The sequence below is a fragment of the Chromobacterium sp. IRSSSOUMB001 genome, assembly GCF_023507765.1.
Taxonomy (GTDB): domain Bacteria; phylum Pseudomonadota; class Gammaproteobacteria; order Burkholderiales; family Chromobacteriaceae; genus Chromobacterium; species Chromobacterium haemolyticum.
In genome coordinates this window covers 26,623-51,041 of record NZ_JALCYU010000010.1, presented here as the reverse complement: position 1 = coordinate 51,041, position 24,419 = coordinate 26,623, and the positions used below count along the sequence as shown (strand labels likewise).

Genomic DNA, 24,419 nt, shown 5'->3' with positions numbered 1-24,419 from the left:
CGACATGTCCAGCATACTCTCCCGTTGCAGCCTGCTGCCCATTCTGGCGCTGCCCTGGTGCAGCCTGGCCGCTCAAGCGCAGCTCTTGGCGCCGCTGCCTCCCATGGGCTTCAATAACTGGGCCAGGTTTCAGTGCGTTCCGCAGAAACCGCTAGACGGCTCCAACCCCGCGGCCTACTCCTTCCAGCGCTTCATGGAGGACCAGGGCCGGGCGCTGCACGACTCCGGCTTGAGCGCGGCCGGCTACAAAACCGTTGTGGTCGACGACTGCTGGATGATGCGCAACTCGCAGGGCTACCTGCACGGCAACCCCAAGTGGTCCGGCTCTCAACAACCTGGCTTTGATTATGAGCTGACGGACTATATGAACACCCTGCACAATCTTGGCCTGCTGGGCGGCGTCTACAACACCGCCGGCGCCAAAACCTGCCAAGGGGAAAAGGCCGGCGCGCAGGGACACCAACAGGCCGACGCCAACTCCTATGCGTTCTGGGGCGTGGACTTTCTCAAGCTGGACAACTGCGGCGCTGAAGGCGGCGTTTCAACGGAAACACTGGATAAGCAGATGCAGGCGGCGCTGAAAAACGTCAGTCGCCCCATTGTGTTCGACCCCTCCTTGCCGGCGGGTCAATACCCTCAATCTCCCGCCAAATACACCGCGCTCGCGCTGGCCAAAAAACTTGGCCAGATGTGGCGGGTGGGACCGGACATCAAGATCACGCATGATACGGCGCCCCCGGTTTCCCCTTGGGATTTCAAGGAGGCCGGTTACGAAATCGGCGTCTATCAAAGCTACGACAGCACCATCGCCTTGTCGCGCTATGTCGGCCCTGGCAGTTGGAACGACGCAGACCAACTCATGCTGGGCGATAACGGCCTGTCCACCAGCGAAGAAAGAAGCCAAATGGGCCTGTGGTCCATCATGGGCGCGCCTCTGTTCATCAGCGCGGACGTCCGCAAAATGGTCAACCCTCAAACCGCGCACCTCAAGGATTCGCTCGCCATCTTGAGCAATAAGCGCGTGATCGCGGTCAACCAGGACCCCCTGGGCGCCGGCGGTTACCGCGTCCTGCGCGACAACCCCGCCACCAACGCCGGCTTCGACGTCGTCGTCAAACCCTTGAAGGACGGCAGCCTGGCCGCCCTGGTCTTGAACAAGAACGCTAGCGAGCAAACCTATACGCTGAAACTCGCGACACTGGGCCTGGCACCCGCGGCCAACGGCGCTTACACCGTGCACCACCTGTGGACCGGGGCAAGCCAGTCCTCGGTGAAGGCCGTGACGATGCGGATCGCTCCCCACGACAATATGATGCTCAGAATCGTAGGCGGCGGCACGCTGACCCCCACCGGCCAGATTCAGACGGTTCAGCCCAGCTTTGACGTGGCCGCCAAGTGCTTATCGGTGGAGGGCTCGGCCAAGCCCGGCGCGAGCATTATCATCGACAACTGCTCTAACTCAGCCAAACAACAATGGCAGCGCCAGGCCAATGGCAGGATCAGGCTCTTGGATTCCAATCTTTGTCTGTCCGCCAATAATGGGCCGGTTAACTCAAGCCACTCGCAATGGGCGAAGCTGGACGCCTGCAATCCAAACGACCGGAAGCAAGCCTTCACCTACACCTTGACCGGCAATCTGAAAAACAGCCAAGGTTGTCTGGGTGTTTTCCGAGGCACGGTCGCCATAGCCGGCTCCCGCGTCAATATGTATCGCTGCGCGGCGGAGACGGCCCCGCAAGTCAACCAGATCTGGTCCGCGCCTCACGGCGCCAAGCTGTAAGCACCCGCTCAACGTCTCGTAAGCAAGAGCGAAAAAAGCGAAACCGCTGAAAAACCTGGCTGGCCTGCCTTGGCAGGCCACGCCCGTTCTATCTCGGCGTCTGCTTGCGCCGACGGTACACTGTGCTGCGCGCCACACCCAGCTCCGCCGCCGCGCGGCTGACATTGCCCTGGCAACGCGCCAGCGCCCGCTCGATCAACTCGTCGCGGCCCACCGTCAACGTAGGGCAAGCTCGGGGGGCATCGACCCGGCAGCCGGACGGCAGGTCCTCTTCCCCCAGCACCACCCCATCGTCGGCCAGGGCCAGCATGGTGCGCAAGGCGCTGTACAGCTGGCGCGCGTTTCCCGGCCAGCTGCAGGCCTGCAAAGCCGCGCGCAGCGGCCCGCCCAAGCGCACGCCGCGTTGTTCCGCGCCCAGTTCGTCCCACATCTCGTCGATCAGGCGCGGCAGGTCGTCGCGCTCGCGCAAGGGCGGCAGCCGTACCGGGTAGTCCTGCAAGCGGTAGAACAGATCGGCGCGGAACTCGCCGGACGCCGTCATCGCCGCCAGGTCGCGATGGGTGGCGCAAATCAGCGCGAAGTCCACCGCATGCGTTTGACCTCCCCCCAAGGGCGTGACTTCGCGCTGCTGCAAGGCGCGCAGCAAGCGCGCCTGCATCGCCGCCGGCATATCCCCCACCTCATCCAGGAACAACACGCCGCCGCTGGCTTCGCGCAGCTTGCCCGCCATGCCCTTGCGCCTCGCGCCGGTGAAGGCGCCCTCCTCGTAGCCAAACAGCTCCGATTCGATCAGCGCCTCGGGGATCGCCGCGCAGTTGACGGCGACGAAGGGGCCGCGGCCGCGCCGGCTGGCGGCGTGCAAAGCGCGAGCGAACACCTCCTTGCCCACACCGGTTTCGCCCAGCAGCAATACCGGGATGTCGGCGTTCAGCACTTTGACGGCGCGCTGCAACTCGGCAGAGGGCCGCGCCGCCGCCTCGGTCTTGGGCGTTTGACATTCGGCCAAGGCCTTGCGCGCCGGAGGCGTGATACGCAGATGAAAATGCTGGCCGCGCCGGCTAAGCCGCGTCCGCAAGCCGTCGGCCGGTTCCAGCTCGCCGTCGAACAGCTGGCCGAAGCGCACCCGGCCCAGGTCCGCCCAAACCAGGCCCAGCCAGGCCAGCGCGCAGCTGTTGGCTTCCACCAGCACCTCATCGGCGAAAACCAGCACGCCTTCGCGCGGCGACCCCAGCAAAGCGTGGTTCAAATGGAAGCGCACCAGCCAATGCTCGGAGGCCGATCGGGCCAGCCAGCGGTGTTCAATCTGGCGCGCGGCCAGCCTCACCAGGCCCAGCGCGTGCGCGTCATGGGCGCGCGCGTCGCTGCTGATGTTCAGCGCGCCGGCCAGGCGGCCGTTGGGCGCGAAAATGGGCGCGGCCGAGCAGGAAATCCCACCATTGCTGGCCAGATAGTGTTCCCCGCCGTTCACCTGCACCGCCGCGCCCAAGGCCAGAGCGGTGCCGATGGCGTTGGTGCCTCGGTCCCGCTCGCCCCAGGCCATGCCGGGCAACAAGGCCACCTGTTCCGCCTTGGGCAAAAAGCCGGGGCAGCCGGCGGCGTTGAGAATCACGCCGTCGGCATCGCTGAGCAGCACGATGCCGCGGCGGTCGATGACTTGCTCCCCCAGCCCGTCCAGCTCGGGCTGAGCCAGCCGCAGCAGCAGCCCGTTGGCCTCGCGCAGCGCGTTCAGCGCCGCGCCCTCCAGGCCGTCCTCTTGCCGCGCGGCCTGCGGCGGCAAGGCTTGTTGTCGGCAACGCTGCCAAGACTGGGCGATTTCGCCCCTGAGCCCCGCCGGCGCCAGTCCTTGCTGAAAGAAGCTGCGGCGTGCCCGTTCCACGGGCAAAGCGATGGGATGATCCATGGTGAACTCCCTCCGGTCATGAAAGCCGGCGCAAGGTCTCGCAAGTGCCGCGAGACGGAACGAAGACGGTTGCGACGGCGGATGAACCCACGCGTCACCTTAACATGCGGCACGCCGGCACCCATGTCGCATCAAGCGCGACACTGTAGCGTTTTGCAACAGCTTGCGCCGCGTCCAATGGGACAGGTGGCCCGCCTGGCGCTTGCCGTGCCATGCCGCGCCGCAACGTGTGATGGGCGGAATAGTCGCATATGCTGGGCATACTGTGTTTTGCACTGCAACACGCACGCCAAACCTCCACCACTGGCACGCTTTCTGCTGAGCCACTGCCGCCGCCGCGCGGCAACCGGCTTATTCATAACAGGAGAAACACCATGCGTTACGCTCACCCCGGCACGCCCGGCGCGCTGATCGCCTTCAAGCCTCGCTACGGCAACTATATCGGCGGCGAGTTCACGCCTCCGGTCAACGGTCAGCATTTCACCACCACCTCGCCGGTCAACGGTCAGCCCATCGCCGAGTTTCCGCGTTCCGACGCCGCCGACATCGACAAGGCGCTGGACGCAGCCCACGCCGCCGCCGATGCCTGGGGCCAGACCTCGGCACAACAGCGTTCCTATCTATTGCTGCAAATTGCGGACCGCATCGAGGCCAATCTGGAAGTGCTGGCCGTCACAGAAACTTGGGACAACGGCAAGCCGGTGCGCGAAACGCTGAACGCGGATATCCCGCTGGCGGCCGACCACTTCCGCTACTTCGCCGGCTGCATCCGCGCCCAGGAAGGCACGGCGGCGGAGATAGACCACAACACCATGGCCTACCACATCCACGAACCCTTGGGCGTGGTGGGCCAGATCATCCCGTGGAACTTCCCCATTTTGATGGCCGCGTGGAAACTGGCGCCGGCGCTGGCCGCCGGCAACTGCGTGGTGCTGAAGCCGGCGGAACAAACCCCGTTGGGCATTGCCGTGCTGATGGAGGTGATAGGCGACCTCCTGCCGCCGGGCGTAATCAACGTGGTGCATGGCTTCGGCAAGGAGGCCGGCCAGGCGCTGGCCACCAGCAAACGCATCGCCAAAATCGCCTTCACCGGTTCCACCCCGGTGGGCCGCCACATTCTGCAATGCGCGGCGGAGAACATCATTCCGTCCACCGTGGAGCTGGGCGGCAAATCGCCCAATATCTTCTTCGAAGACATCATGCAGGCGGAGCCGTCCTTCATCGAGAAAGCCGCCGAGGGCCTGGTGCTGGCTTTCTTCAACCAGGGCGAAGTCTGCACCTGCCCGTCGCGCGCGCTGGTGCAGGAATCCATCTACCCGGCTTTCATGGCCGAGGTGATGAAGAAGGTAGCGGCGATCAAGCGCGGGGACCCGCTGGACACCGATACCATGGTGGGCGCCCAGGCTTCGCAACAGCAATTCGATAAAATCCTGTCCTACCTGGACATCGCGCGCCAGGAAGGCGCCGAGGTGCTGAGCGGCGGCAAGTTGGAGCCGCTGGAAGGCGGGCTGGCGCAAGGTTATTACATCCAGCCCACCCTGCTGAAGGGCAATAACAAGATGCGGGTATTCCAGGAAGAGATCTTCGGCCCGGTGGTCAGCATCACGACCTTCAAGGACGAAGCCGAAGCCATCGCCATCGCCAACGACACCGAGTTCGGCCTGGGCGCCGGCGTGTGGACCCATGACATCAACCGCGCCTACCGCGTTGGCCGCGCGATCAAGGCCGGCCGGGTGTGGACCAACTGCTATCACCTCTACCCGGCCCACGCGGCCTTCGGCGGTTACAAGAAGTCCGGCATCGGCCGAGAAACCCACAAACGCGCGCTGGACCATTACCAGCAGACCAAGAACCTGCTGGTGAGCTTCGACGGCAAGCCGCTGGGTTTCTTCTAACCCTTCCATCAATGAAAAAGGCGGGGCCGATCAGCCCCGCCTTTTTCATTCGCGCCATCCGTTCAAGCCGGCGGCGTCCACTGATCGCCCACTGCCGCCCCGCCCATCGCCGGGTCGCTGTAGCCGTCGCGTCCGGTTTCCACCCGTCCGGCAAAACGGCGGCTGAAGCCAGGGAAGATCGGCGCGCTGACGCTAACGTCATACCAGCCGTAGCTATCCTTCAAGGTCCAGTTCAGCACCGCTTCGCCTTGCGGCCCCACGACAACGCGCTGCGCGTCGGTCTTGGCATAAGCGTTGGCGCGCACCCGGAACTCGCAGTTCTCGCGGCCGCTATTGTGCAGCTTCAAGTAAACGTCGCCCGCGGCCGGATCGTAGCAGACCTGGATTTCCGGCTGCGCCTTGCTTACACGGCCCAGTTGGCCGGCGTCGCCGGTGAAATGGCGATGGAAGCCGTTGGGCCCCAGCACCCACAGGTCATAAAGATTAGCGTCGTAATTCACCCTCCATAACCCGGACAGCTGCTTGCCGGCCTCCACCGCGTAGCGGCGCGGCGGTGCGTCCAGATGACGGCGGTCGTAGACATGGAACACCGCCGTTGCCTGGCCGCTATTGGCGAAGATCAATTCCACCGTGCCGGCGTTGCCGTCCACGCGCGCGCTGGCGTGCAATTCGTAGGGCAAGGCGCGCGAGCGGCGCAGGCCGCTGGCCTGGACCGGCAGCTCCGGCAGCGCCGGCGCGCTGGGCTTGGTGCGGCCGGGCAAGGCTCGCGCCCGCGCCGCCAGCGCGGCGGTAGCCGGGAGTTTGGGCAGTTCCGCGTTGGGGTTGACGAAGTCGAAACAGGACAGCAGATCGCCGCATACCGCGCGTCGCCAGGCGCTGATATTGGGTTCCTTGACGCCGAAGCGCTGCTCGATGAAGCGGATCACCGAGGTATGGTCGAACACCTGGGAATTAACCCAGCCGCCGCGGCTCCACGGCGAGATCACATACATCGGCACCCGCGGCCCCGGCCCGTAGGGCACATGGATCAGGTCCGCGCGCTCGTTGCTGGTTTCGCTGCTGCGCAGATGGTGGTATTCGCCTTCGGTGGCCACGGTGGAGCCGCCGGCCAGCACCGCCTTGGCCGGATCCGGATCCCAGCTTAGATAGCTGGGCGCGGCAGGCGGCGGCACGTGGTCGAAGAAGCCGTCGTTCTCGTCGAAGTTGACCAAGAACACCGTCTTGCTCCACACCTCCGGATTGGCGGTCAGCGCGTCCAGCACGCGGGCGGTGTAATCGGCGCCCTGCGCGGGGCTGGACGGCCCCGGATGTTCCGAGCCGTCGGCGGTGGCGACGATGTAGCACACTTGCGGCAGGCGGTTGGCCAGCACGTCCTGGCGCAGATCCTCCAGCGTCCAGGTGGACAAGCCCTTGCTCTTGAGCGCGGGCTTGGCGCCGGCCTCGCCGAAGTAAGCGGCGCGGAAGCTGCGGAAGCCGGCCACCGGGTTGTCGGTGAAGTTATCGGCCATGTCCTGATAGATCTTCCAGCTCACCCCGGCCGCTTCCAGCCGCTCGGCGTAGGTGGTGAAGGTATAGCCGCCCTTGGGGTTGTAATCGACAGAATCGTAGGCGTTCGCGATCACCGGACCCTTGCCCTGTTGCAGCGGGTCGTTGCCGCCGCACCACAGGAACACGCGATTGGGATTGGTGCCGCCCTGGAAGGCGCAGTGATAGGCGTCGCACAGGGTGAAGGCGTTGGCCAGCGCGTACTGGAACGGCAGGTCCGCCTCCTTGAAATACCCCATGGAGTGGTTCTGCTTATAGGTGGGCCAAGCGTTCATCGCCCCCTTGCCCCAAGCGTATTGCGCGTCCGACCACACATGCGGCGTGCCCTCCACCCGCATATAGGCGAAAGTCTGCGCGGTGTTGAGATGGAACGGCGCCACCACGCGCGGCGGGGTGGCGCTGTTTCCCTGGTTGGTCTGATACCAGACGGTCTTGCGCTTGAGCAAGGCGCTGTCGGCCAGCGGCAGCGGGAAGCGGTCGCCAAAGCCCCGCACCCCGGCCAGGCTGCCGAAGTAGTGGTCGAAGGCGCGATTCTCCTGAGTCAGGATCACGATGTGCTCGACATCCTGAAGCGTGCCGGTGCGGTTGTTGGCGGGAATGGCCAGCGCACGCTGGATGGAGGCCGGCAACAAGGACAGCGTCAGGGAGCTGGCGGCCAACGCGCTGCCGCGCTTGATGAACTGGCGGCGGGAAGTGGAAACGGGGGTGTCGGTCATGGCGGGCTCGTACGGGTTCAGGGCGCGCAGCGGAGCTTGGCCGGCGGTTTGGTTTGATTGGAATTGCCGTTGCCCGGTTGGCCGGCGTTGTCCTGATTGTCGCCCAGGCAGCCGGCAAGCGCGGCCGCCAGCAGACAGGCGGCCAGCCGGCGCGCCCAACGGGCGGACCTTGGCGAGAGAGTCGTAAGCGTCATCGGAGTGCAGTCGTCTTGTGGCGGCGCGCCGCGCCGCGATGAAAAACCAAGGGCCCGGAAAGCGGAAACCGGGCCCTTGCCCAGCCCGGCTGCGATGCCGGGCGGGAAAACGATAGCGAGAACGCGTTACCTGATGATGGCGGTTTTGTGAAACCGAGAAATCATGATGTCGTCAAGGCTGCGGCGGTGCCGGCGGCGCCTCCTCGTTCCGCGCGGAGAAGCGATACCAATCCAACCGCCGGGTCAGCGTCATGATAGCGGTCAGTGCGGCGAAGAGCAGCAGGCTGCCCAGCAGCAAGGCGTTGTCTTCGGACTGCAACAGGCCGTACAGCACCGCGTACAACAGGCTGAGCAGTCCGGCGAAACCCAGGCCGCGCTTCCAGCCGCCCAGAATGTGGCTGACGTAGAAGCCGATCTGGCCTACGCAGGCCGTCGCCGCCAGCAGATAAGCCGGCCCAAAGCCCAGGTGCTCGGACAGCGCCAACAGAATCAGGAAGAACATGACCAGCGCCATGCCCACCAGCACATACTGGATGGGATGCACGCGCAAGCTGCGCAGCGTTTCCAGCAGGAAGAAGGACAAGAAGGTCAGGCCGATGAACAGCACCGCGTATTTGACCGAGCGCTCGTTCTGCTGATATTGATCCACCGGCTGCACCAAGCCAGTACTGAAGGACGGCAAGGCGCTCAAACCGGATTTCCCGTCGCTGAAGGCGGCCTGCTGAAAACGGTCGTTCAGATTATTGGCGAACCAGCTGCTCTCCCATTGCGCCTTGAAGCCCTTGGCGTCCACATTGCGCTGCACCGGCAGGAAATTGCCAATAAAGCTGGGATGCGGCCAGTTGGAGGCCAGGCTCAGCGTGCTGCTCTCGCCCACCGGCACATAACTGATGCTGCGCGTGCCTTGGAGATTGAGTTGAAAAGCGAACGGCAACGTCTGCGCCTTGGCGAAATCCAGCAACTGCGGCAGCGGCGCGTGTATGCCCTCGCTCATCCGCGGCAGCCCGGCGCCGGCCGCGAATGGATGCGCTTTGCCGCCAGCGCTCAATTGCGGCACTTTGCCAATGCCGCGCGGATCGCTGATGCCCACCGCCAGATACGGCGTTTTCAGCTGAATCGACGGCTTGAGCAGCTCGGGCTGCGACGGAATCTCAAAATGCCCGCTGAAGCCGGCCTCGCTGCCGAAAATCAGCGCCTGATAAATGCCCAGCGAGCGCGGGCTGACCTTCAGTTTGCCGTCTATCGCCAACTGGCGCGGCAGCACGTAACGCTCCAGCTCGCGCTTGACGCTTTGGGTCTTGCCGTTTTGCTTTTCCTCCACGGTTTCCACATAAGGGATCACCAGCACCGGACCGATCACGGTTTGCTCGCCGCTGGTGCTGGCCACCACTTTCTCCACCGCTTCTTCCTGGTAATGCTTGCGCTCGGAGATCAGGTTGCTGATCGCGCTCACCGGCACCAGCAGCGCCAAAGACAGCGCCAGCAGGATCAGGATTTTGGTCAATAAGGGGTTTTTCTTCATCGCTTGCCTCCTGGTTTCATCACGGGAGACAGCGTAAGCCTGGAGAGTGAAGCGGAAATGGGCTGGTGTGAAAAGCGTGTGAAGTCCGCGCGCCTCAGCCTAACGGCAGCCACAGCCGCGCCTCTGCGCCGCCGTCGGCGTGATTAAGCAGTTCGGCGCGGCCGCCATGCAACTGCGCCACCTCCCGCACCAGGCTCAAGCCCAGGCCGGTACTTTTGCCGCTGTCCGGACGCGGCAAGGAGTAGAAGCGCTCGAACACCCGTTCCAGCGCGTAATCCGGCACGCCCGGCCCGTGATCGCGCACGCGGAGCAGATACCCCCCCTCTTCCAGCCCACCGTGCAGTTCGATCACGCCGCCCGGCGGGCTGAACTCCAGCGCGTTGTCCAGCAGATTGGACAGCGCCTGAGTCAGCAGCAGGCGGTCTCCGTTCAGGCTGGCCGGGGTCAGCCTACGCTCTATGCGCGCGTCGCGCCGGGCGGCGGCCAGCGCCTTGCCGTCGGCGGTTTCCTCGATCAAGGCCGGCCAATCCAGCGGCTGAGCGTCCGGCCTCAGCCGGGACTCCACCCGCGCCTGCCACAACAGCCTTTCGATCAACTGCTGCATGCGCAGGCTTTGCGCCAGGATGTTGTCGACGAAGCGGCGACGCGTTTCCGGCGGGGGATCTTCCCGCAACAGCTCGCCGGCGCCGCGTATCGCGGCCAACGGGCTTTTCAACTCGTGGCTCAGGGTGTGCACATAGCCTTCCACATAGGCCTTGCCTTCCAGTTTGCGCCGCATCGCCTCCACTGCCTGGCCGAGGCTGTCCAGCTCCGGGCTGCCCAGCCTGGGCACATTGGCCGGCTGGCCGGCCGCCACCGCTTCGGCGTAGCTCACCAGCCGGCGGATGGAACGGTTGATCCACCACACCATCACCGCGCCTATCAGCAAGGCCGCGCCCAGCAGCGCGCCGCCGGCCAGCATGATCTTGCGCTCGCTGCGACGGATCACCGGCTCCATCGTCACATTGGGCTTGGACACGGTCAGCGAGCCGACGATGCGCCCGTCCAGCCGCACCGGGGCGGCCACGTGCATCACGCTGCTGTTTTCGTCCTTGGGGTCGCTGCGGGTGCTGCGCGCGCCGTATTCGCCGCGCAGCGTGCGGTAGACATCGTTCCAGCGCGAGTAGTCGCGCCCCAGATCGCGGCCGCTGGAGTCGAAGATCACCATGCCGCGCGCGTCGGTGACGTAGACGCGGAACTCCATGGCGTTTTTGACGATGCCTGAGATATTGGCGGCAATGGGCGGCCGCGCTTTGTCGCGAAAGGCGCGGGCCAGCCGTCCGTTGGCGATGTCGCCGTCCGCCATGTCCGCGGCGGCGATGCCGGCCAGCACATTGGCGCTGTCCACCAGCGTGCCCTCGGTGGCTCGGCGCACGCCTGGCTTCACTTCCTGGGTGAAGATGGCCAGCACGAACCAGCCGGCCACCGCCACGATCAGGAAATAACCGAGGAACAGCCGCAGGCCGAAGCGCATGCTCACTCGCCCAGGCTATAACCCAGGCCGCGGTGGGTCTGGATGGGCTGGGCGTCGGGGTCGATATCGCGCAGCTTGGCGCGCAGCGTTTTAACGTGGGTATCCACGGTGCGGTCGAAGCTGTCCTCGGCGTCGCGCCACACCCGCTCCATCAATTGCTGGCGCGAAAACACCCGGCCCGGCTCCGCCAGCAGGGTTTTCAGCAGCAGATATTCGTAGCGGGTCAGGTTCAGCTTGCGGCCGGCAAAATGGATGCAGGCGCGCGCCTCGTCCAGTTCGAAGCCGGCGGGCGCCGACGCGACGGCCGGGGATTGCCCCTTGGCGTAGCGCCGCAAGATGGTGCGCGCGCGGGCGCTGACTTCACGCGGCGAAAACGGCTTGGCCACGTAGTCGTCGGCGCCGATCTCCAGGCCGATGATGCGGTCCATTTCCTCGCTGCGCGCGGTCAGAAACATCAGCGGTAGATCGGCGCGCTCACGCAGCCGGCGGCACAACTCGAAACCGTTGATGTCCGGCAGACCCACGTCCAGGATGCACAAGGCCGGGGCGGCGTGATCCAGCCGCTCCAGCAGGGGCAGACCGCGCTCGAACCACTCAACCGCGAAGCCGTCGGTTTCCAGCGTGTAGATCAAAGTGTCCGCGATGCCGGCCTCGTCCTCGGCCAGCCAGATCAAGGGCTTCATGGCCGCGCCGCCACCGGCGCCAGCTTTTGCGGCAGCATCCGCAACGCCTCCGCGTTGGACGGAGAAAACACCTTGTCGGCGGCCTCGTCCCACGGCAGCCATTGCTGGGCCAGATGCTCGCGCGGCGCCAGCGTCACCGCCACCGGCCGCTCCAGGCACAGCCCGAACACATGCTCGTCGTTGTGGGTGACGCCTTCCGGATAACGGTGGCGCCAATGCGGATAGATTTCGTAGCGGTTGACCAGGCCCCAGTCGCTGAGCCGGGGATCGTCCCGCGTCAGGACCAGGCCGGTTTCCTCCGCCAGTTCGCGCAGCGCGGTGTCGCGCAAGGCTTCCTCGCCCTCTCGGCTGCCGGTCACGGATTGCCAGTAGCCGGGCTTGTCGGCGCGCTCGATCAGCAGCGCCTGGCCGTCTACGGTGTGGATCACCACCAGCACCGATACCGGTTGCTTGTCGCCCATCAGCGCTTGCCCCCGTTGGCCGGGCTCTGGCTGGCCAGCAGGCCGGCCAGCTCAACCGCGGATTTGACGCCCATTTTGTCGAACACGCGAGCGCGGTGGACTTCCACCGTTTTCATGCTGATGGTCAATTCTTCCGCAATCTGTTTGTTCAGCTTGCCGGTGAGGATCAGCTGCATCACCTCGCGCTCGCGGTCCGTCAACAAGGACAAGGCCGCGGACACCTTGCTGCGGCGGCCGTGGAGCAAACGATTCTGCTCATCGCGCAGCACCGCGGCCTCTGCGCGCTCCAGCAAGCGCTCGTCGTCAAATGGCTTCTCCATGAAATCCAGCGCGCCCAACTTGAGCGCCGCCACCGCGTGCGGCACGTCGCCGTGGGCGGTGAGCATGATCACCGGCGGACAGTAAGGCCAGCCCGCCAGCTTTTCCAGCAACATGATGCCGCTCATGCCGGACAGCCTCAGGTCCAAGATGATGCCGTTGAAGTCGCCGCCGTCCGGGCAAGCCAGAAACTCCTCCGCGCTGTCGAAGCCGCTGGCCAGATAACCCTGGCCGTCCAGCAGCCATACCAGCGACTCCCGCACCGCGGCGTCGTCGTCTATGATTGCCAAGCGTTTGCCTGCCATGGCGGCGTCTCCCCTGCCTTATTCTTGCGGCTTATCGTTGAGAATGCGGATTTCCCGCTGCGGGAACGGCATTTGAATGCCATGTTGCTGGAACAAGCGCCAAATTGCCATATTCAAATCGGATTTCAAACCCATGAAGCCGTTTTCCGGGTCCGCCACCCAAAAGCCCAGCTCAAGATTGATGCTGCTGTCGGCAAATAAAGTGACAAAGCCTCGCGGCGCCGGGTCCTGCTGTACCCGCGGGTGATTGGCCGCCTGCTTGAGCAGCTCCAGCGCCTTGTCCAGATCGGTGCCGTAAGCCACCGACACCGGCAGGCTGGTCCACATGCTCTTGTCGGAGTACGACTGATTCACCACGGTGTTGGACATCAGCGAGTCGTTGGGAATCAAGGCCTCCGTGCCGTCCGCCCCCTTGAGCACCACATAGCGCGAGGTCATCTTGGTGACGTAGCCCACGCGGTTTTCCACCATCAAGCGGTCGCCGATGCGGATGGAGTGGTCCAGCAGGATGATGAAGCCGGATACAAAATTACTGGCGATCTTCTGCAAGCCGAAGCCCAAACCAATACCTACCGCGCCGCCAAACACCGACAGCACGGTCAGATCAATGCCCACTACCGGCAGCGCGATCAGCACCGCGGCGATCAGCAGCCCGGTGCGGGTGAGCTTGGCGAACACGATGCGCAGGCTGGGGTCCAGATGCTTCAAATTCATCAAGCGCGATTCGATCAGGCGGCTGGCCCACAAGGCCACCACCACGATGATGGACACCCACAGCAGGCCGTTGAGTATGGTCAGCATGTTCAAGCGGCTCTTGCCCACCGAGAACGACATCGACTCCAGCCACTCGATCACCACCATGTCGAAGCCTATGGCCCAGCTGACGAAGCCCAGCCACAGGGCCGTGGCCAGGAAATGCTCGGTATGGCGTTCGAAACGGCCCTTGGGCAGCGCCTGGCGCACCACCGCGCAGCACAGCCGGATCAGGGTCAGCCAGAACAGCATCGCGCTCAGCAGGTGCAACACCATCGCGCGCTCGTGCAGCAGGTGCACCCAGGCCGAACGCGATAGCATCACCAGCGCCTGCGCCGCCACCGGCAGCACCAGGCGGAAACCCACATAGGGCAAAAAGCGCTCGTAGCGCTCGGGGTTGTGATCGAAAAATTGCTTGAAGGCGAAACGGGCCAGATAGAAGGCGATGAACACGCACAACACGCCTATCGCCGACTCCATCATGCCGGACGGGGTTTGCAGAATGTCCAGCAAGGCATCGAAATCGATTTCTTCACGCTTGAACAGCAATGTGGTCTCCTAAAGCTTTGGAACGAGTCCCGATAAAAATCACAGCGGCAGATCGGCGGCGCGCGCCGTCTCCGTCAACTTGCCTTCCGTCAGGCGCAGCACCCGCTGGGTGCGCGCCGCCAGGTCCAGATCATGGGTGACGATGATCAGGCTGGTGCCCAGCGTGCGGTTCAGTTCCAGCATCAGATCGAACACCTGCTTGGCGGTGTGCACGTCCAGATTGCCGGTGGGCTCGTCCGCCAGCAGGCAGGCCGGACGGGTCACCAGCGCGCGCGCGATCGCCGCCCGCTGGCGCTCGCCGCCGGACAATTCGCCCGGCTTGTGCTGCAGGCGCTGGCCCAGGCCCACGCGGCCCAGCATCTCGCTCGCCTCCCGCTCCGCCTGCTTGCGCGGCATGCGGCGGATCAGCAGCGGCATCATCGCGTTTTCCAGCGCGCTGAATTCAGGCAACAGATGATGGAACTGATAAACGAAGCCCAGCGAAGCGTTGCGCAGCCGGCCGCGCTCGGACTCGGACATGGTCGCCAGATCGCGGCCCAGCACCTCCACCCGGCCGGCGCTGGGCGTGTCCAGGCCGCCCAGCAAATGCAGCAGCGTGCTCTTGCCGGAGCCGGACGCGCCGACGATGGCCAGGCTGGCGCCCTTCTCCACCGTCAGGCTGACTTCGGACAACACCGTCAGCTGCAGCTTGCCTTCGTTATAGGACTTGCCCAGTCCTTGGCACGACAACACATTACTCATAACGCAAGGCCTCCGCCGGTTGCGTGCGCGCCGCGCGCCAGCTGGGGTACAGCGTGGCGAACAAGGCCAACGCCAGGGAAATCAGGGTGATGGTGGAGACATCGCTCCACTGCACGTCGGACGGCAGGTAGTCGATCATATACACCTCGCTGGACAGAATCTTGCTGCCGATCACGCGTTCGATCAGCGGCACGATCACATCCAGGTTCAAGGCGATCAGCACGCCCGAGGCCACCCCGGACAAAGTGCCCAGCACCCCGGCCACCGAACCCTGGATCATGAAGATTTTCATGATGCTGGCCGGCGACGCGCCCAGCGTGCGCAGAATGGCGATGTCCGCCTGCTTGTCCGTCACCACCATCACCAGCGTGGACACCAGATTGAAGGCCGCCACCGCCACGATCAGCGTCAGGATGATGGTCATCATCCTTTTCTCGATCTGCACCGCGCGGAAATAATTGGAATTGGTGTCAGTCCAGTCCGTCACCAGGTTTTGCGGCAGCTTGGCGCGCAGCGCCTGCTTCACCGTCGGCGCCAGCATCGGGTCGTCCAGCTTGAAGCGCACGCCGCTGACGCTGTCCCCCATCCGCGACAACACCTGGGCGTCGCGCAGGTTCACCATCGCCAGCGAGGCGTCGAACTCGAACATGTCCACCTTGAAAATGCCCACCACGGTGAACTGCTTGGAGCGCGGCAGCATGCCCGCCGGCGTGATCGTGCCCTGCGGCACGAACAACATCACCTTGTCGCCCAGGCCCACATTCAGCTGGCGCGCCAGTTCCGCGCCCAGCGCCATGCCGAACTCGCCGGGGCGCAGGCTCTCCAGCTTGCCGGCCACCATGTGGCGGCCCACGTCCACCACCTTGTCCTCCAGCGCCGGCTCGATGCCGCGCACCAGGCCGCCGCGGACATTGCCGTAAGCGGAGAACAGGCCCTGGCCGTTGACGAAGGGCGCGGCGGCCAGCACATGCGGCTGCGCGCCGCCCAGCTGGGCCACCTGCCGCCAATGATCCAGCCGACCGTCGTAAGTGCTGACCTCCAGGTGCGAGGCCACGCTCAGGATGCGGCCGCGGATTTCCTTCTGAAAGCCGTTCATCACCGACAACACGATGATCAGCGCGGCCACGCCCAGCGCGATGCCGACGATGGAAATCAGGGAAATGAATGAGATGAAACCGTTGCGGCGTTTGGCCCGCAAATAACGCAGGCCGATAAAGGCTTCAAAAGGCCAATGCATCAAAAAAGCCCCTTTCCGGAGCGAATCGCGGGCTCGCCGCGCGCGGCGGCCAGCCCGAGGGGGTGGATGAAAACGGCGCTCAGCGCCCTTGATAGGGGTTATGCAGGCTTTGCATCACCTGCACCAGGAAATCCTTGACCTGGCCTTCGTCACAGCCCATCAGCACAGCGTCTTCCAACGCGTCCTGCGCCAGCTGTGCCAGTTCTTCGAGGTTCTCCTGCATCACTTTCAGTTTTTCCACGCAAGCCACCACATTGCCTTGCGGATCTTTCCACACCGGAATAGTCACGTTCAATGCCATCATCTCGCTCCAAAGCACATTGCCCGCAACGCGGGCAATGTTGTTCCTGCATCTTTATCAGCTTAAGCCGCCAATCAACGCTTGGCTTTTTTCTTGGCGCCGCCGGCGGCCTTGCCGCCCTTCTTCGCCGCCGCCTTGCCGCCGCTCTTGCCCGACTTCTTGGCTTCGGCCTTGCCGCCCTTTTTGGCGGCGGCCTCCGGCTTGCACTTCTTGCCCTTGCGGCACTTGACCGCCGGGGCGCTTTCCGCCGAGGCCTTGCGCGTCGACACCGCCACGTTCAGATCGTCGGACGTGTCCGCCGACTGCGCCGCCGTGCTGCGATTCACCCGACGCGCGCCGTTGAAGCGGCCGTTCCAGTAACTCTGGTTGATATTGGCCACTTCAATATTCTTGCCGGTGCGCGGCGCGTGAATGAATTTGCCGTTGCCCATGTACATGCCCACATGGGAATAACTGAAGCCGCGGGTGTTGAAAAAGACCAGATCGCCGGGCACGAGTTCGCTGCGATTGATGGATTTCCCCACGCGGGCCATTTCAGCCGAAGTGCGCGGCAGGTTCACTTTCAGGGATTTTTGAAACACATAACGGATAAAACCGCTGCAATCCAGGCCGTTTTCCGGCGAATTGCCGCCAAAACGATAGGCCACGCCCAAAAGGCTCATGGCTTGCAACAGCAGATCCCCCACCGCGTCTTCCGCGGGGGAGGAGAATTTGGATATGGGATCGTCTTGGCCGGACTGCGCGCTAGCTTCCGCCGCGGGGCGCCCCTCCGGAGGGGCCTTTTCCGGAGCCGCTTCAGCGAATACCATAAAGCCCGCCAGCACCAGAGTCATTAAGCGGAGTTGCAATTTCATAGGCCGAACTCTATCGGACGGGGGCGGCAGTGTAAAGCCGCAGGCAGGCCGTTTCCAGCGCTTTGGGCCGGCCCGCTTGAACCTTGGGCGAAACAGCCCGCACTAATGGCGTACAATCCATCGCATTGGCATGGCCGACGACCAAACCGCGCGGCGGGACGGCGCCGGCGCGCCCGGACGGCAAGCCTTTGTTTTTGAGCGAAAACCAATGCCCACAAGGCAAAACCGATGCTGAGAGAAACCCTGATCGCCATGCGCGACCTGCCGCGACTGAAGGAAATCAGCGGCATCCTGATCCGTCACGGCCTGGGCGAATTCGCCCAAAGGCTAAAATTACCGCGCGCGGTGGAAAAAGCCGGCCAATGGCTGAACCTCAACCTGCCGGAGCCGGAAAACCGCCCGCCCACCCCGGTGCGCGTGCGTCTCGCCTTTGAAGAACTGGGCCCCACCTTCATCAAACTGGGCCAGATCCTCTCCACCCGCGTGGACGTATTCCCGCCGGACTGGATCGCCGAATTTGAAAAGCTGCAAAACAAGGTGCCGCCGGTTCGCCCGGAAGCGGTGCGCCGCCTGGTCAAGGCCGCGCTGGGCGACGAGCCGGAAGCCGTGTTCGCCCACTTCGACTTCAACCCCATAGGCTCCGCCTCCATCGCCCAGGTGCACCGCGCCACCCTGCACGACGGCACCGACGTGGCGGTGAAACTGCGCCGCCCCGGCATTGTGGACAAGGTGGAAGCCGACCTGCGCATCCTCAACCACCTGGCCGGCCTGCTGGAACTGGAATTTCCCGACGTGCGCCGCTTTCAGCCGGTGGAAATCGTCGGCCAGTTCGCCCGCTCGCTGAAGCGGGAAATGGACCTGGCGGTGGAAGCGCGCAACTCCGAGCGTTTCGCCCGCGACTTCGCCGACGATCCGGAAGTGCAAGTACCCAAGGTCTATTGGGATTACACCAACGCCGCCGTCAATGTGCAGGACTACATCGCCGGCGTGCCGGCCGCCCGGCTGGAACAACTGGCCGACAGCGGCCTGGACCCGGTGCTGCTGGCCCAGCGCGGCGCGGACGCGGTGTTGAAGATGATCCTGATCCACGGCTTCTTCCACGCGGACCCTCACCCCGGCAACGTCTTTTTCCTGCCCGAGCACCGCATCGCCTTCATCGACTTCGGCATGGTGGGCCGTATCAGCCACGGCCGCCGCGACGAAATCGTCGACCTGCTCGCCGCTGTGGCCAACCGCGACGAAGCCGGCATCATCGACGTGCTGATCGAATGGACCGGCAACACCCCGGTCAACGAACGCCAATTCGCCCACGACGTGGGCGAATTCCTGTTCCAGTACGAACATGTCCCCCTCAAGGGCATCAACATCAGCCAGCTGATCGCCGACATCATGGCGCTGATCCGCGACCACTCCATCCTGCTGCCGCCGGACATGGCCATGCTGTTCAAGGCGCTGATCACCCTGGAAGGCCTGGGCCGACAACTGGACCCGGACTTCCAGCTCATCGCCCACATCACCCCCTTTGTGCGCGAGCTTTCCATCGCCCGCTACCACCCGGCGGCCCTGCTCAAACGCGGCCGCCACTCGCTGGGCGAAGCGCTGGCCATGCTCTCCAGCCTGCCGCGAGACCTGATGCGCATGGGCAAGGACATGCGCCACGGCAAATTCCGCGTCAACCTGGACCTGCAGCGGCTGGACAGCTTCGGCCGTCAGCTGGACCGCAGCACCAACCGGCTGACCATGGGCATCGTCACCGGCTGTCTGATCATCGGCTCCTCCATCGTAATGACCGTCAACGCCGGCCCCAAGCTGTTCGGCCTGCCCTTCTTCGGCTTCGTCGGCTTCATGCTGGCCATGTTCAACAGCGTGTGGCTGGTGTGGGCCATCTGGCGCTCCGGCAAGGATTTGTGACATGAAATCAAACAAGAAAAACCTCTTTGCGGCCGCCTTGCTCGGCCTGGCCGCCGCGGCCAACGCCGCCGACGTCATCACCCTCAACTGGCGCGATGGCGACGAAGTGGCCGCCGCCCTGCGTCCGCAACTGCGCGACGGCGAAAAACTGGGCGCGCTGGGCAACCAACTGATCCTGGACGCCCCGCCCGGACGCAGCGCGGAGCTGCGCCGGCTGATCCGCCAGTTGGACGTCAAATCCTCGTCCCTGCTGGTGGAAGTGGCCCAGGACGGCGTCAGCCGAGAAAGCAAATCCGCGGTGCAACTGGGCGGCCAGGTTCAGGGCGGCGGCTACAGCATCAGCACCGGCAAGCCGATGACGGTGCGCCCCGGCAGCCAGGTAGTGATCGCCGGCGGCGCCGGCCAATCCAACACCCGGCTGCAAGCCAGCCAGGCCTTGCGCATGCTGGACGGCAAAACCGGTTTCATCGAGATAGGCAGCAGCCGGCCGCTGCCCTGGCTGATGTTCGGTGCCGACGGCCGGCCGGTAGTGGGCGTGCGCTACCAGGACGCCGTCACCGGCTTCTACGCCCGCCCTCGGCTGCACGGCCAGCGCGTGACGCTGGAGCTGGCCGCCAGCCAGCAAGCCTTCAACGGCCAGAACCTGGACAGCGCCAAATTGGCCACCACAGTGGAAGGCGCAGTGGGCGAATGGCTGACCGTGGGAGGCATCGGCCGCGACCAAAGCGGCCAGGAAACCGTGCTCATCGGCGTCAGCCGCAGCAATGTGCAACTGGAGCGCAGCATCAAAGTGAGGGTGACGCCGCAGTAAGAACGTGCTTACGATCCAGCGAGCGTTGCGGCTGAGAAAGCGGAATGGTCAAGTGGCACATGAGCATTTCGAAGAGGTTTTCAACGCCGTATCGCCGACGCGCAGCAGACTATGAACAGGCTCTAAAAACCATATTGCCGACGCGCGGCGGTTCGTAAACCGCTTTTTAAAACCCGTAGAAGATCTCTCTAGCCCAGCCGGGCCTAACCGGCCGGCGGCAGCCAACGCGCCCAGTCCGGCAACTCGTCGCGGTCATGGTCGCGGTGCGGGCCGCGGCCTTCCCTATTGCCGCCGCGCGTCACCGTGCGCGGAGAATCGTAAGCCGACGCCGGCCGCTCCAGTCTCGCCTCCAGCTGGCCGTCCCGCCAGGTCCACACCATCGCGTTCAAACGGTTGCGCTGCTGGCGCGCGCGCCATACCCCGTCGTCCGAGTTAACCGTCATGGCCTCGCTCTGATTGCAACTGGCCACCAGGGTCCAACTCTTGACCTGATAATCCCGCACGCACAGCAAACGATAGGCCGGTGCGCACTCAGCGTCGTCCGCGCGCAGCAGCACCAGCAGGCTTCCGCCCTGCTCGCTAGCGTCCATCACCCGCACCTTGCTCCAGCGCTCATCCAAGGGCACTACCAGCTGCCGGTCGTAGAACTTCAACTCATAACGCCCGGACAAGGCCGACGAGCGCAGCACCAAGTGATTGCCGGCCAGCGGCACATCCTGATGCACAAAAGACAAAGCCTCCTGCACATCCAGCCTACGGCTGAGCGTGCCGTCCGCGGAGCGTTGCATAGAACAGGCGGACAAGGCCAAAGGCAACAAGACCGACCAGATAAAACCGCGACAACCCGCCATGCCGGCCTTTCTCTGAGCATATTTGCTGAGCGATCGATACTACCATCAAATATTGCATTGCAAGAAAACGCAATGCGAAAGAAACCCAAGCCTTGCCTGCCGCGCTCCGGCCGGCAATAATGCGGCCGTGCTTGAGATTACAGGCACCGGGATTGCAAACCCGCCTCAGGAAAAGACACGCCATCGCTATGCCTTAAACGGCGGGCCATGGCGGGGAGGCCTATGGCCTGCCGGTTGTCTTTTCCCGGTTTTGCAATCCCTGTCATGCGCCTGCCTTCCCGATTGCAAACGGGGGTGCAGGGTTTACTCAGAAAGGAACCTGCACATGACATATACGCAAAAGCCTCTTCGCCGCCGTTATCACCCTGACCCTCAGCCCCAGCCTTACCACGCTTTGCCCTTCGTCGCCCCGCTGCCCGGTCAAGCCAGCGCCCGCTACTGGCAAGTGCCGCCGCTGGCCGATCGTCGCCAGGCTTATCTACTGGGACGGGAATACGCGGGCCACTACCTTGCCTTCCTGCAAGACAACCCCGGCTGCGCGGACCGTTTTCTGCTGGCGCGCATCGCCCAAGATGTGAACTTCAGCGACCCAAGCGCGGCCAGCGCATGTTGGGCCGGCTTCTTTCACCTGGTTGAACAAGTGCTGACGCAAAGCATCGCACCGCTGGACGTGTTCGAATACATTGACCGGCTCAACACCTACGAACTGTCGCTACAGCAGATCTTGCGTCAAACACCGTCTTAAACTTAAGATATGCACAAAGGCGGCCACGGTCGCCTTGCCCATTTCATCCCGCCACCGGCCGGCTAGTTTCAAGACTCGTCACGGCCCAGCTAGTCCGCACGGCAACAGTCTCTCCCTCTGCGGGAGCGATCGCCTCGCGATGGTAATTCCGCAACAAGCCGCGGCTAAAACAAAGCGATCTCAGGCTAAATTTTCGCTGCAAGCGACAAATCGGCCAGCCGTCGGCTTAACATGGACAAATAATCCATTTTGCATAAATCGACGCCATGCACTGCTGCGTCGGTGAAAACCTAAAGTAGCTCTTTTTATTTGAGGATGATGAATATGCGCACTATATGCGTGGGCTTGTCCGCTCTGCTGGCGGCTCAACTCGCAATGGCGGACCCCATACCGGAAGAAAACGGCTTCTCCGGCAGCATCGGCCTGGGCGTGGGCGGCAACCGCGTCAAATCCAACCTCTTCAAAGGGGACAAAAACCAAAGAACCAATAGCCTGAACAGCGCGCCGGAATCCCATAACGACTCCTTCGCGCTGCCGGTGCTGGACCTCAGCTACACCTTCGCCGCCAGCCGCACCCAGATCGTGTTCGACAGCCAAATCCACGACCCGCTGGGCATGGACGACACCCTGGAGCTGGGCGTGCGCCAGCAAGTGGGCAACAACGGTATCGTCTCCGCCGGCCTGCTCTATGGCGGCCTCAGCAAAAACACCTGGACCGACCCCTACGCCGTGGGCGTGGACCGCGACGGCACCAAGCGCAAATCCACCGGCCTGTTGCTGGGCTGGGAAAACATCATGGGCACCGGCTTCAAGGCCCAGCTGACCCAGCGCAACATCAAGATAGACGACGAGCGCAGCGGCCAGAGCGTGGCCGGCCTCAGCGCGGCGGACCGCGCCACGCTGAACCGCAACGGCGACGCCACCTTGCTGAAAGCGGGCTATGAATGGGCCTTCGCCCCCAATCAAACGCTGACCCCGGGTCTAAGCTGGGGCAAGGACAAGCTGGACGGCGGCGCGATGAGCAACAAGAGCTACGGCCTGAGCCTGGACTACGCCTACAGCAGCGACCTCAACACCCTCAGCGCCGGCCTGCAATTCCGCAAACAGCGCTTCGACCAAAGCAACCCGCTGTTCGGCAATAAAAAAGCCGACAGCAACGCCTACGCCGTCGACCTCAACTACCTGCGCCATCAGCTGTTCGGCGAGAAAGCGCTGTCCGCCTTCGTCAGCGCTGCCTACGGCAAATCCAACGCCGACATCAGCTTCTACGACGCTGAAATCCGTTCGCTGGGCGTAGGGCTGATTTACTCGTTCTAAGAACGTGTTTACGATCTCGCGAGCTAAGGCGAGACCAGGCGAAAACCGCTGAGAAAGCGGAATGCACAGGTGGTACATGAGCATTTCGAAGTGGTACTCACCGTGCCACGTCTCACGACGCGCAGCAGATCGTAAACAGGTTCCAAAACCATCGCGCGCCCCTGGCTGTTCAAGGGGCGCGACATGGCGGCTCCAGCCTTACTCCGTCATCAACCGATAGAACGGCTCCTCGCGCAAGGCCTGGCTTTGCGCATCGCCACCCTCCCGGCCGCTGCGCAATTCATTGCGGTAGCTGGCATAACGCCAGTGCTCAGGACGAACGTCGGACTCCGGATGCTGCCCCGGCTCAATCCCGTGCTCGGACAAGGTCGTTTCCAGGCGTTCCACAAACTGACGCACCTGGCTCAAACCTTGTGCGCTGTATTGGGAGTCCGCGCCATCCGGCTTCACATACAAGGTCAACTGCGCGCCGGCACCGACTCTGGCCTCCGGCCCTGCGCGCTCAATATCCGTCACTTTCCATTTATCAATCGGGCTGGACTCCGAAAACAACAGCCCGGACAGCACCTGAAACGCCTGCGGCACCAAGTCCCGCCGCACGCTGAGATGGAATTTATCGCCGGCGAATTCGCCCTGATTCTGCGCCTGCTCGCGCCGGGCATGCATGAACACATCCTGCCCTCCGCTGCTCAACATAAAGCCGTGGCTCATGCAGGCGAAACCGCTTTGCCGCATGCCGGCATAGTTCGGAGCATGCTGGGCCTCGCGAAAATCAGCGGGCGGCATCGCCCGCAACTGCTGGCGCAAGCCGTCCATATTGGCGCGAAGATGATCTGCACTGGACGGCGCTGGCGCGTGGGCGGCAGGCGCGCCCATATTCAGAGGAGGGAGATTCAGTTTAAGGCCGGGACGCTGGATGGGCATGGTGGGAGCACACAGGGAAAAGCGCAGATGCGCGACGCCGGCACTTTCGCATAGGCTCTGGAGGGCGAGCTTGCAAAAATTGCTCTGTGCTTCATACCTCACCCCCTCTCATACAAAGGCTTTCTGTCCAATCAAACAGGCCACTATCGTTATCGGCTTAGTAATAGTTAGCCTTTCTATCTTTTTAATGTCACAGTAGCTTTTCAAGATATGCCTCGACCACTCCAATGCCACTTACCCCTCAGTTAGTCCAGCTGCGTTCACGCCAGCATTTTCAAGAAAATCATCTCATCGCTTAAGAACCCTGCTACTGACACGACCTTCTAAGCAGGAGGCAAGGGCGATTCAATTGTCCAATTCCATCCGGTCCGCTCTATGACATACTCTTCAAAATCGCAAGAGGCTACCACGTAATCACAGAAACCGTGAAGTCTAACGATTAAGTCAAAGCCATCAAATATTTCACCCACTTCGCCATCCATGAAGCCTTGCAAAACCAAATCATCACAGCCTACATCTATGTAAAGCTTACAGCCCCACGCCCCCAAAGGCCCTTACAAGCGAAAACCGAAGACCATTTTCAAACATTTTCA

The 24,419-nt window shown here is 63.5% G+C and carries 21 protein-coding genes; 6 read left to right on the top strand and 15 right to left on the bottom strand.

Annotated elements, in window-relative coordinates; all coding sequences use genetic code 11:
* Window positions 1-4 precede the first annotated feature (4 nt).
* Window positions 5-1,780, top strand: a complete 1,776-nt coding sequence (locus MOV80_RS14420; RefSeq protein ID WP_107731881.1) for a ricin-type beta-trefoil lectin domain protein — start codon at window positions 5-7, stop codon at window positions 1,778-1,780.
* Window positions 1,781-1,868: 88 nt separating this feature from the next.
* Here MOV80_RS14420 and MOV80_RS14415 read toward each other — a convergent pair whose 3' ends face one another.
* A complete protein-coding gene (locus MOV80_RS14415) occupies window positions 1,869-3,680 on the bottom strand; it encodes a sigma-54-dependent Fis family transcriptional regulator (RefSeq protein ID WP_249605245.1) in 1,812 nt (603 codons plus the stop codon).
* Between the two features lie 374 nt (window positions 3,681-4,054).
* On the opposite strand from MOV80_RS14415, the gene MOV80_RS14410 reads away from it, so the two are divergent.
* A complete protein-coding gene (locus tag MOV80_RS14410; protein ID WP_081576339.1) occupies window positions 4,055-5,575 on the top strand; it encodes an aldehyde dehydrogenase family protein in 1,521 nt (506 codons plus the stop codon).
* 62 nt (window positions 5,576-5,637) lie between these two features.
* On the opposite strand, the gene MOV80_RS14405 is transcribed toward MOV80_RS14410, so the two are convergent.
* The 12 genes from MOV80_RS14405 to MOV80_RS14350 form a co-directional block, all read right to left on the bottom strand.
* On the bottom strand, window positions 5,638-7,836 hold the full coding sequence (locus MOV80_RS14405) for a phospholipase C, phosphocholine-specific (RefSeq protein WP_118267549.1): 2,199 nt from the start codon (window positions 7,834-7,836) through the stop codon (window positions 5,638-5,640).
* A gap of 17 nt (window positions 7,837-7,853) precedes the next feature.
* Window positions 7,854-8,030, bottom strand: coding sequence for a hypothetical protein (locus MOV80_RS14400; protein ID WP_019100762.1), 177 nt, complete (start codon window positions 8,028-8,030; stop codon window positions 7,854-7,856).
* A 172-nt stretch (window positions 8,031-8,202) separates the two neighbouring features.
* Entirely contained in the window at window positions 8,203-9,552 is a 1,350-nt protein-coding gene (gene creD, locus MOV80_RS14395; RefSeq protein WP_249605244.1) for a cell envelope integrity protein CreD, read from the bottom strand.
* A gap of 94 nt (window positions 9,553-9,646) precedes the next feature.
* Window positions 9,647-11,065 carry a two-component system sensor histidine kinase CreC gene (creC, locus tag MOV80_RS14390; RefSeq protein ID WP_249605243.1) on the bottom strand — a complete coding sequence of 473 codons (1,419 nt, stop codon included), beginning with the start codon at window positions 11,063-11,065 and terminating at the stop codon, window positions 9,647-9,649.
* Window positions 11,066-11,067: 2 nt separating this feature from the next.
* Complete coding sequence (creB, locus tag MOV80_RS14385; RefSeq protein WP_019100759.1) at window positions 11,068-11,748, bottom strand: two-component system response regulator CreB; 681 nt, start codon at window positions 11,746-11,748, stop codon at window positions 11,068-11,070.
* Complete coding sequence (gene nudB, locus MOV80_RS14380) at window positions 11,745-12,209, bottom strand: dihydroneopterin triphosphate diphosphatase (protein ID WP_019100758.1); 465 nt, start codon at window positions 12,207-12,209, stop codon at window positions 11,745-11,747. The genes creB and nudB overlap by 4 nt, the downstream gene beginning before the upstream one ends.
* Window positions 12,209-12,832: a response regulator gene (locus tag MOV80_RS14375; protein ID WP_019100757.1), complete on the bottom strand. Its 624-nt coding sequence runs from the start codon at window positions 12,830-12,832 to the stop codon at window positions 12,209-12,211. The genes nudB and MOV80_RS14375 overlap by 1 nt, the downstream gene beginning before the upstream one ends.
* Before the next feature lie 18 nt (window positions 12,833-12,850).
* On the bottom strand, window positions 12,851-14,134 hold the full coding sequence (locus MOV80_RS14370; RefSeq protein WP_233620847.1) for a mechanosensitive ion channel domain-containing protein: 1,284 nt from the start codon (window positions 14,132-14,134) through the stop codon (window positions 12,851-12,853).
* Window positions 14,135-14,173: 39 nt separating this feature from the next.
* Window positions 14,174-14,875 (bottom strand): lipoprotein-releasing ABC transporter ATP-binding protein LolD, encoded by a 702-nt coding sequence (gene lolD / locus MOV80_RS14365; RefSeq protein WP_039754126.1) that lies wholly within the window; start codon window positions 14,873-14,875, stop codon window positions 14,174-14,176.
* The gene (locus MOV80_RS14360; protein WP_043593116.1) at window positions 14,868-16,112 is read right to left on the bottom strand and encodes a lipoprotein-releasing ABC transporter permease subunit; all 1,245 of its coding nucleotides are present in this window, start codon (window positions 16,110-16,112) and stop codon (window positions 14,868-14,870) included. Before MOV80_RS14360 ends, lolD begins: the two co-directional genes overlap by 8 nt.
* Window positions 16,113-16,191: 79 nt before the next feature.
* Entirely contained in the window at window positions 16,192-16,413 is a 222-nt protein-coding gene (locus tag MOV80_RS14355; protein ID WP_174243663.1) for a hypothetical protein, read from the bottom strand.
* Window positions 16,414-16,487: 74 nt separating this feature from the next.
* Window positions 16,488-17,267, bottom strand: coding sequence for a C40 family peptidase (locus MOV80_RS14350; protein WP_043593114.1), 780 nt, complete (start codon window positions 17,265-17,267; stop codon window positions 16,488-16,490).
* Between the two features lie 228 nt (window positions 17,268-17,495).
* Between MOV80_RS14350 and MOV80_RS14345 the strand changes: the two genes are divergently transcribed.
* Together MOV80_RS14345 and MOV80_RS14340 are read left to right on the top strand one after the other, a co-directional pair.
* Window positions 17,496-19,178: an AarF/UbiB family protein gene (locus MOV80_RS14345; RefSeq protein WP_019100751.1), complete on the top strand. Its 1,683-nt coding sequence runs from the start codon at window positions 17,496-17,498 to the stop codon at window positions 19,176-19,178.
* Between the two features lies 1 nt (window position 19,179).
* Window positions 19,180-19,989 (top strand): hypothetical protein, encoded by an 810-nt coding sequence (locus MOV80_RS14340; RefSeq protein ID WP_249605242.1) that lies wholly within the window; start codon window positions 19,180-19,182, stop codon window positions 19,987-19,989.
* 203 nt (window positions 19,990-20,192) lie between these two features.
* Here the strand turns inward: MOV80_RS14340 and MOV80_RS14335 are convergent, their stop codons facing one another.
* A complete protein-coding gene (locus MOV80_RS14335; RefSeq protein WP_019100749.1) occupies window positions 20,193-20,840 on the bottom strand; it encodes a hypothetical protein in 648 nt (215 codons plus the stop codon).
* Between the two features lie 325 nt (window positions 20,841-21,165).
* Between MOV80_RS14335 and MOV80_RS14330 the strand changes: the two genes are divergently transcribed.
* Window positions 21,166-21,585 carry a hypothetical protein gene (locus tag MOV80_RS14330; protein WP_019100748.1) on the top strand — a complete coding sequence of 140 codons (420 nt, stop codon included), beginning with the start codon at window positions 21,166-21,168 and terminating at the stop codon, window positions 21,583-21,585.
* A 324-nt stretch (window positions 21,586-21,909) separates the two neighbouring features.
* Window positions 21,910-22,902, top strand: coding sequence for a DUF2860 family protein (locus tag MOV80_RS14325; RefSeq protein WP_249605241.1), 993 nt, complete (start codon window positions 21,910-21,912; stop codon window positions 22,900-22,902).
* A 198-nt stretch (window positions 22,903-23,100) separates the two neighbouring features.
* On the opposite strand, the gene MOV80_RS14320 is transcribed toward MOV80_RS14325, so the two are convergent.
* A complete protein-coding gene (locus MOV80_RS14320; protein WP_249605240.1) occupies window positions 23,101-23,826 on the bottom strand; it encodes a type III secretion system effector phosphothreonine lyase in 726 nt (241 codons plus the stop codon).
* Window positions 23,827-24,419 lie beyond the last annotated feature (593 nt).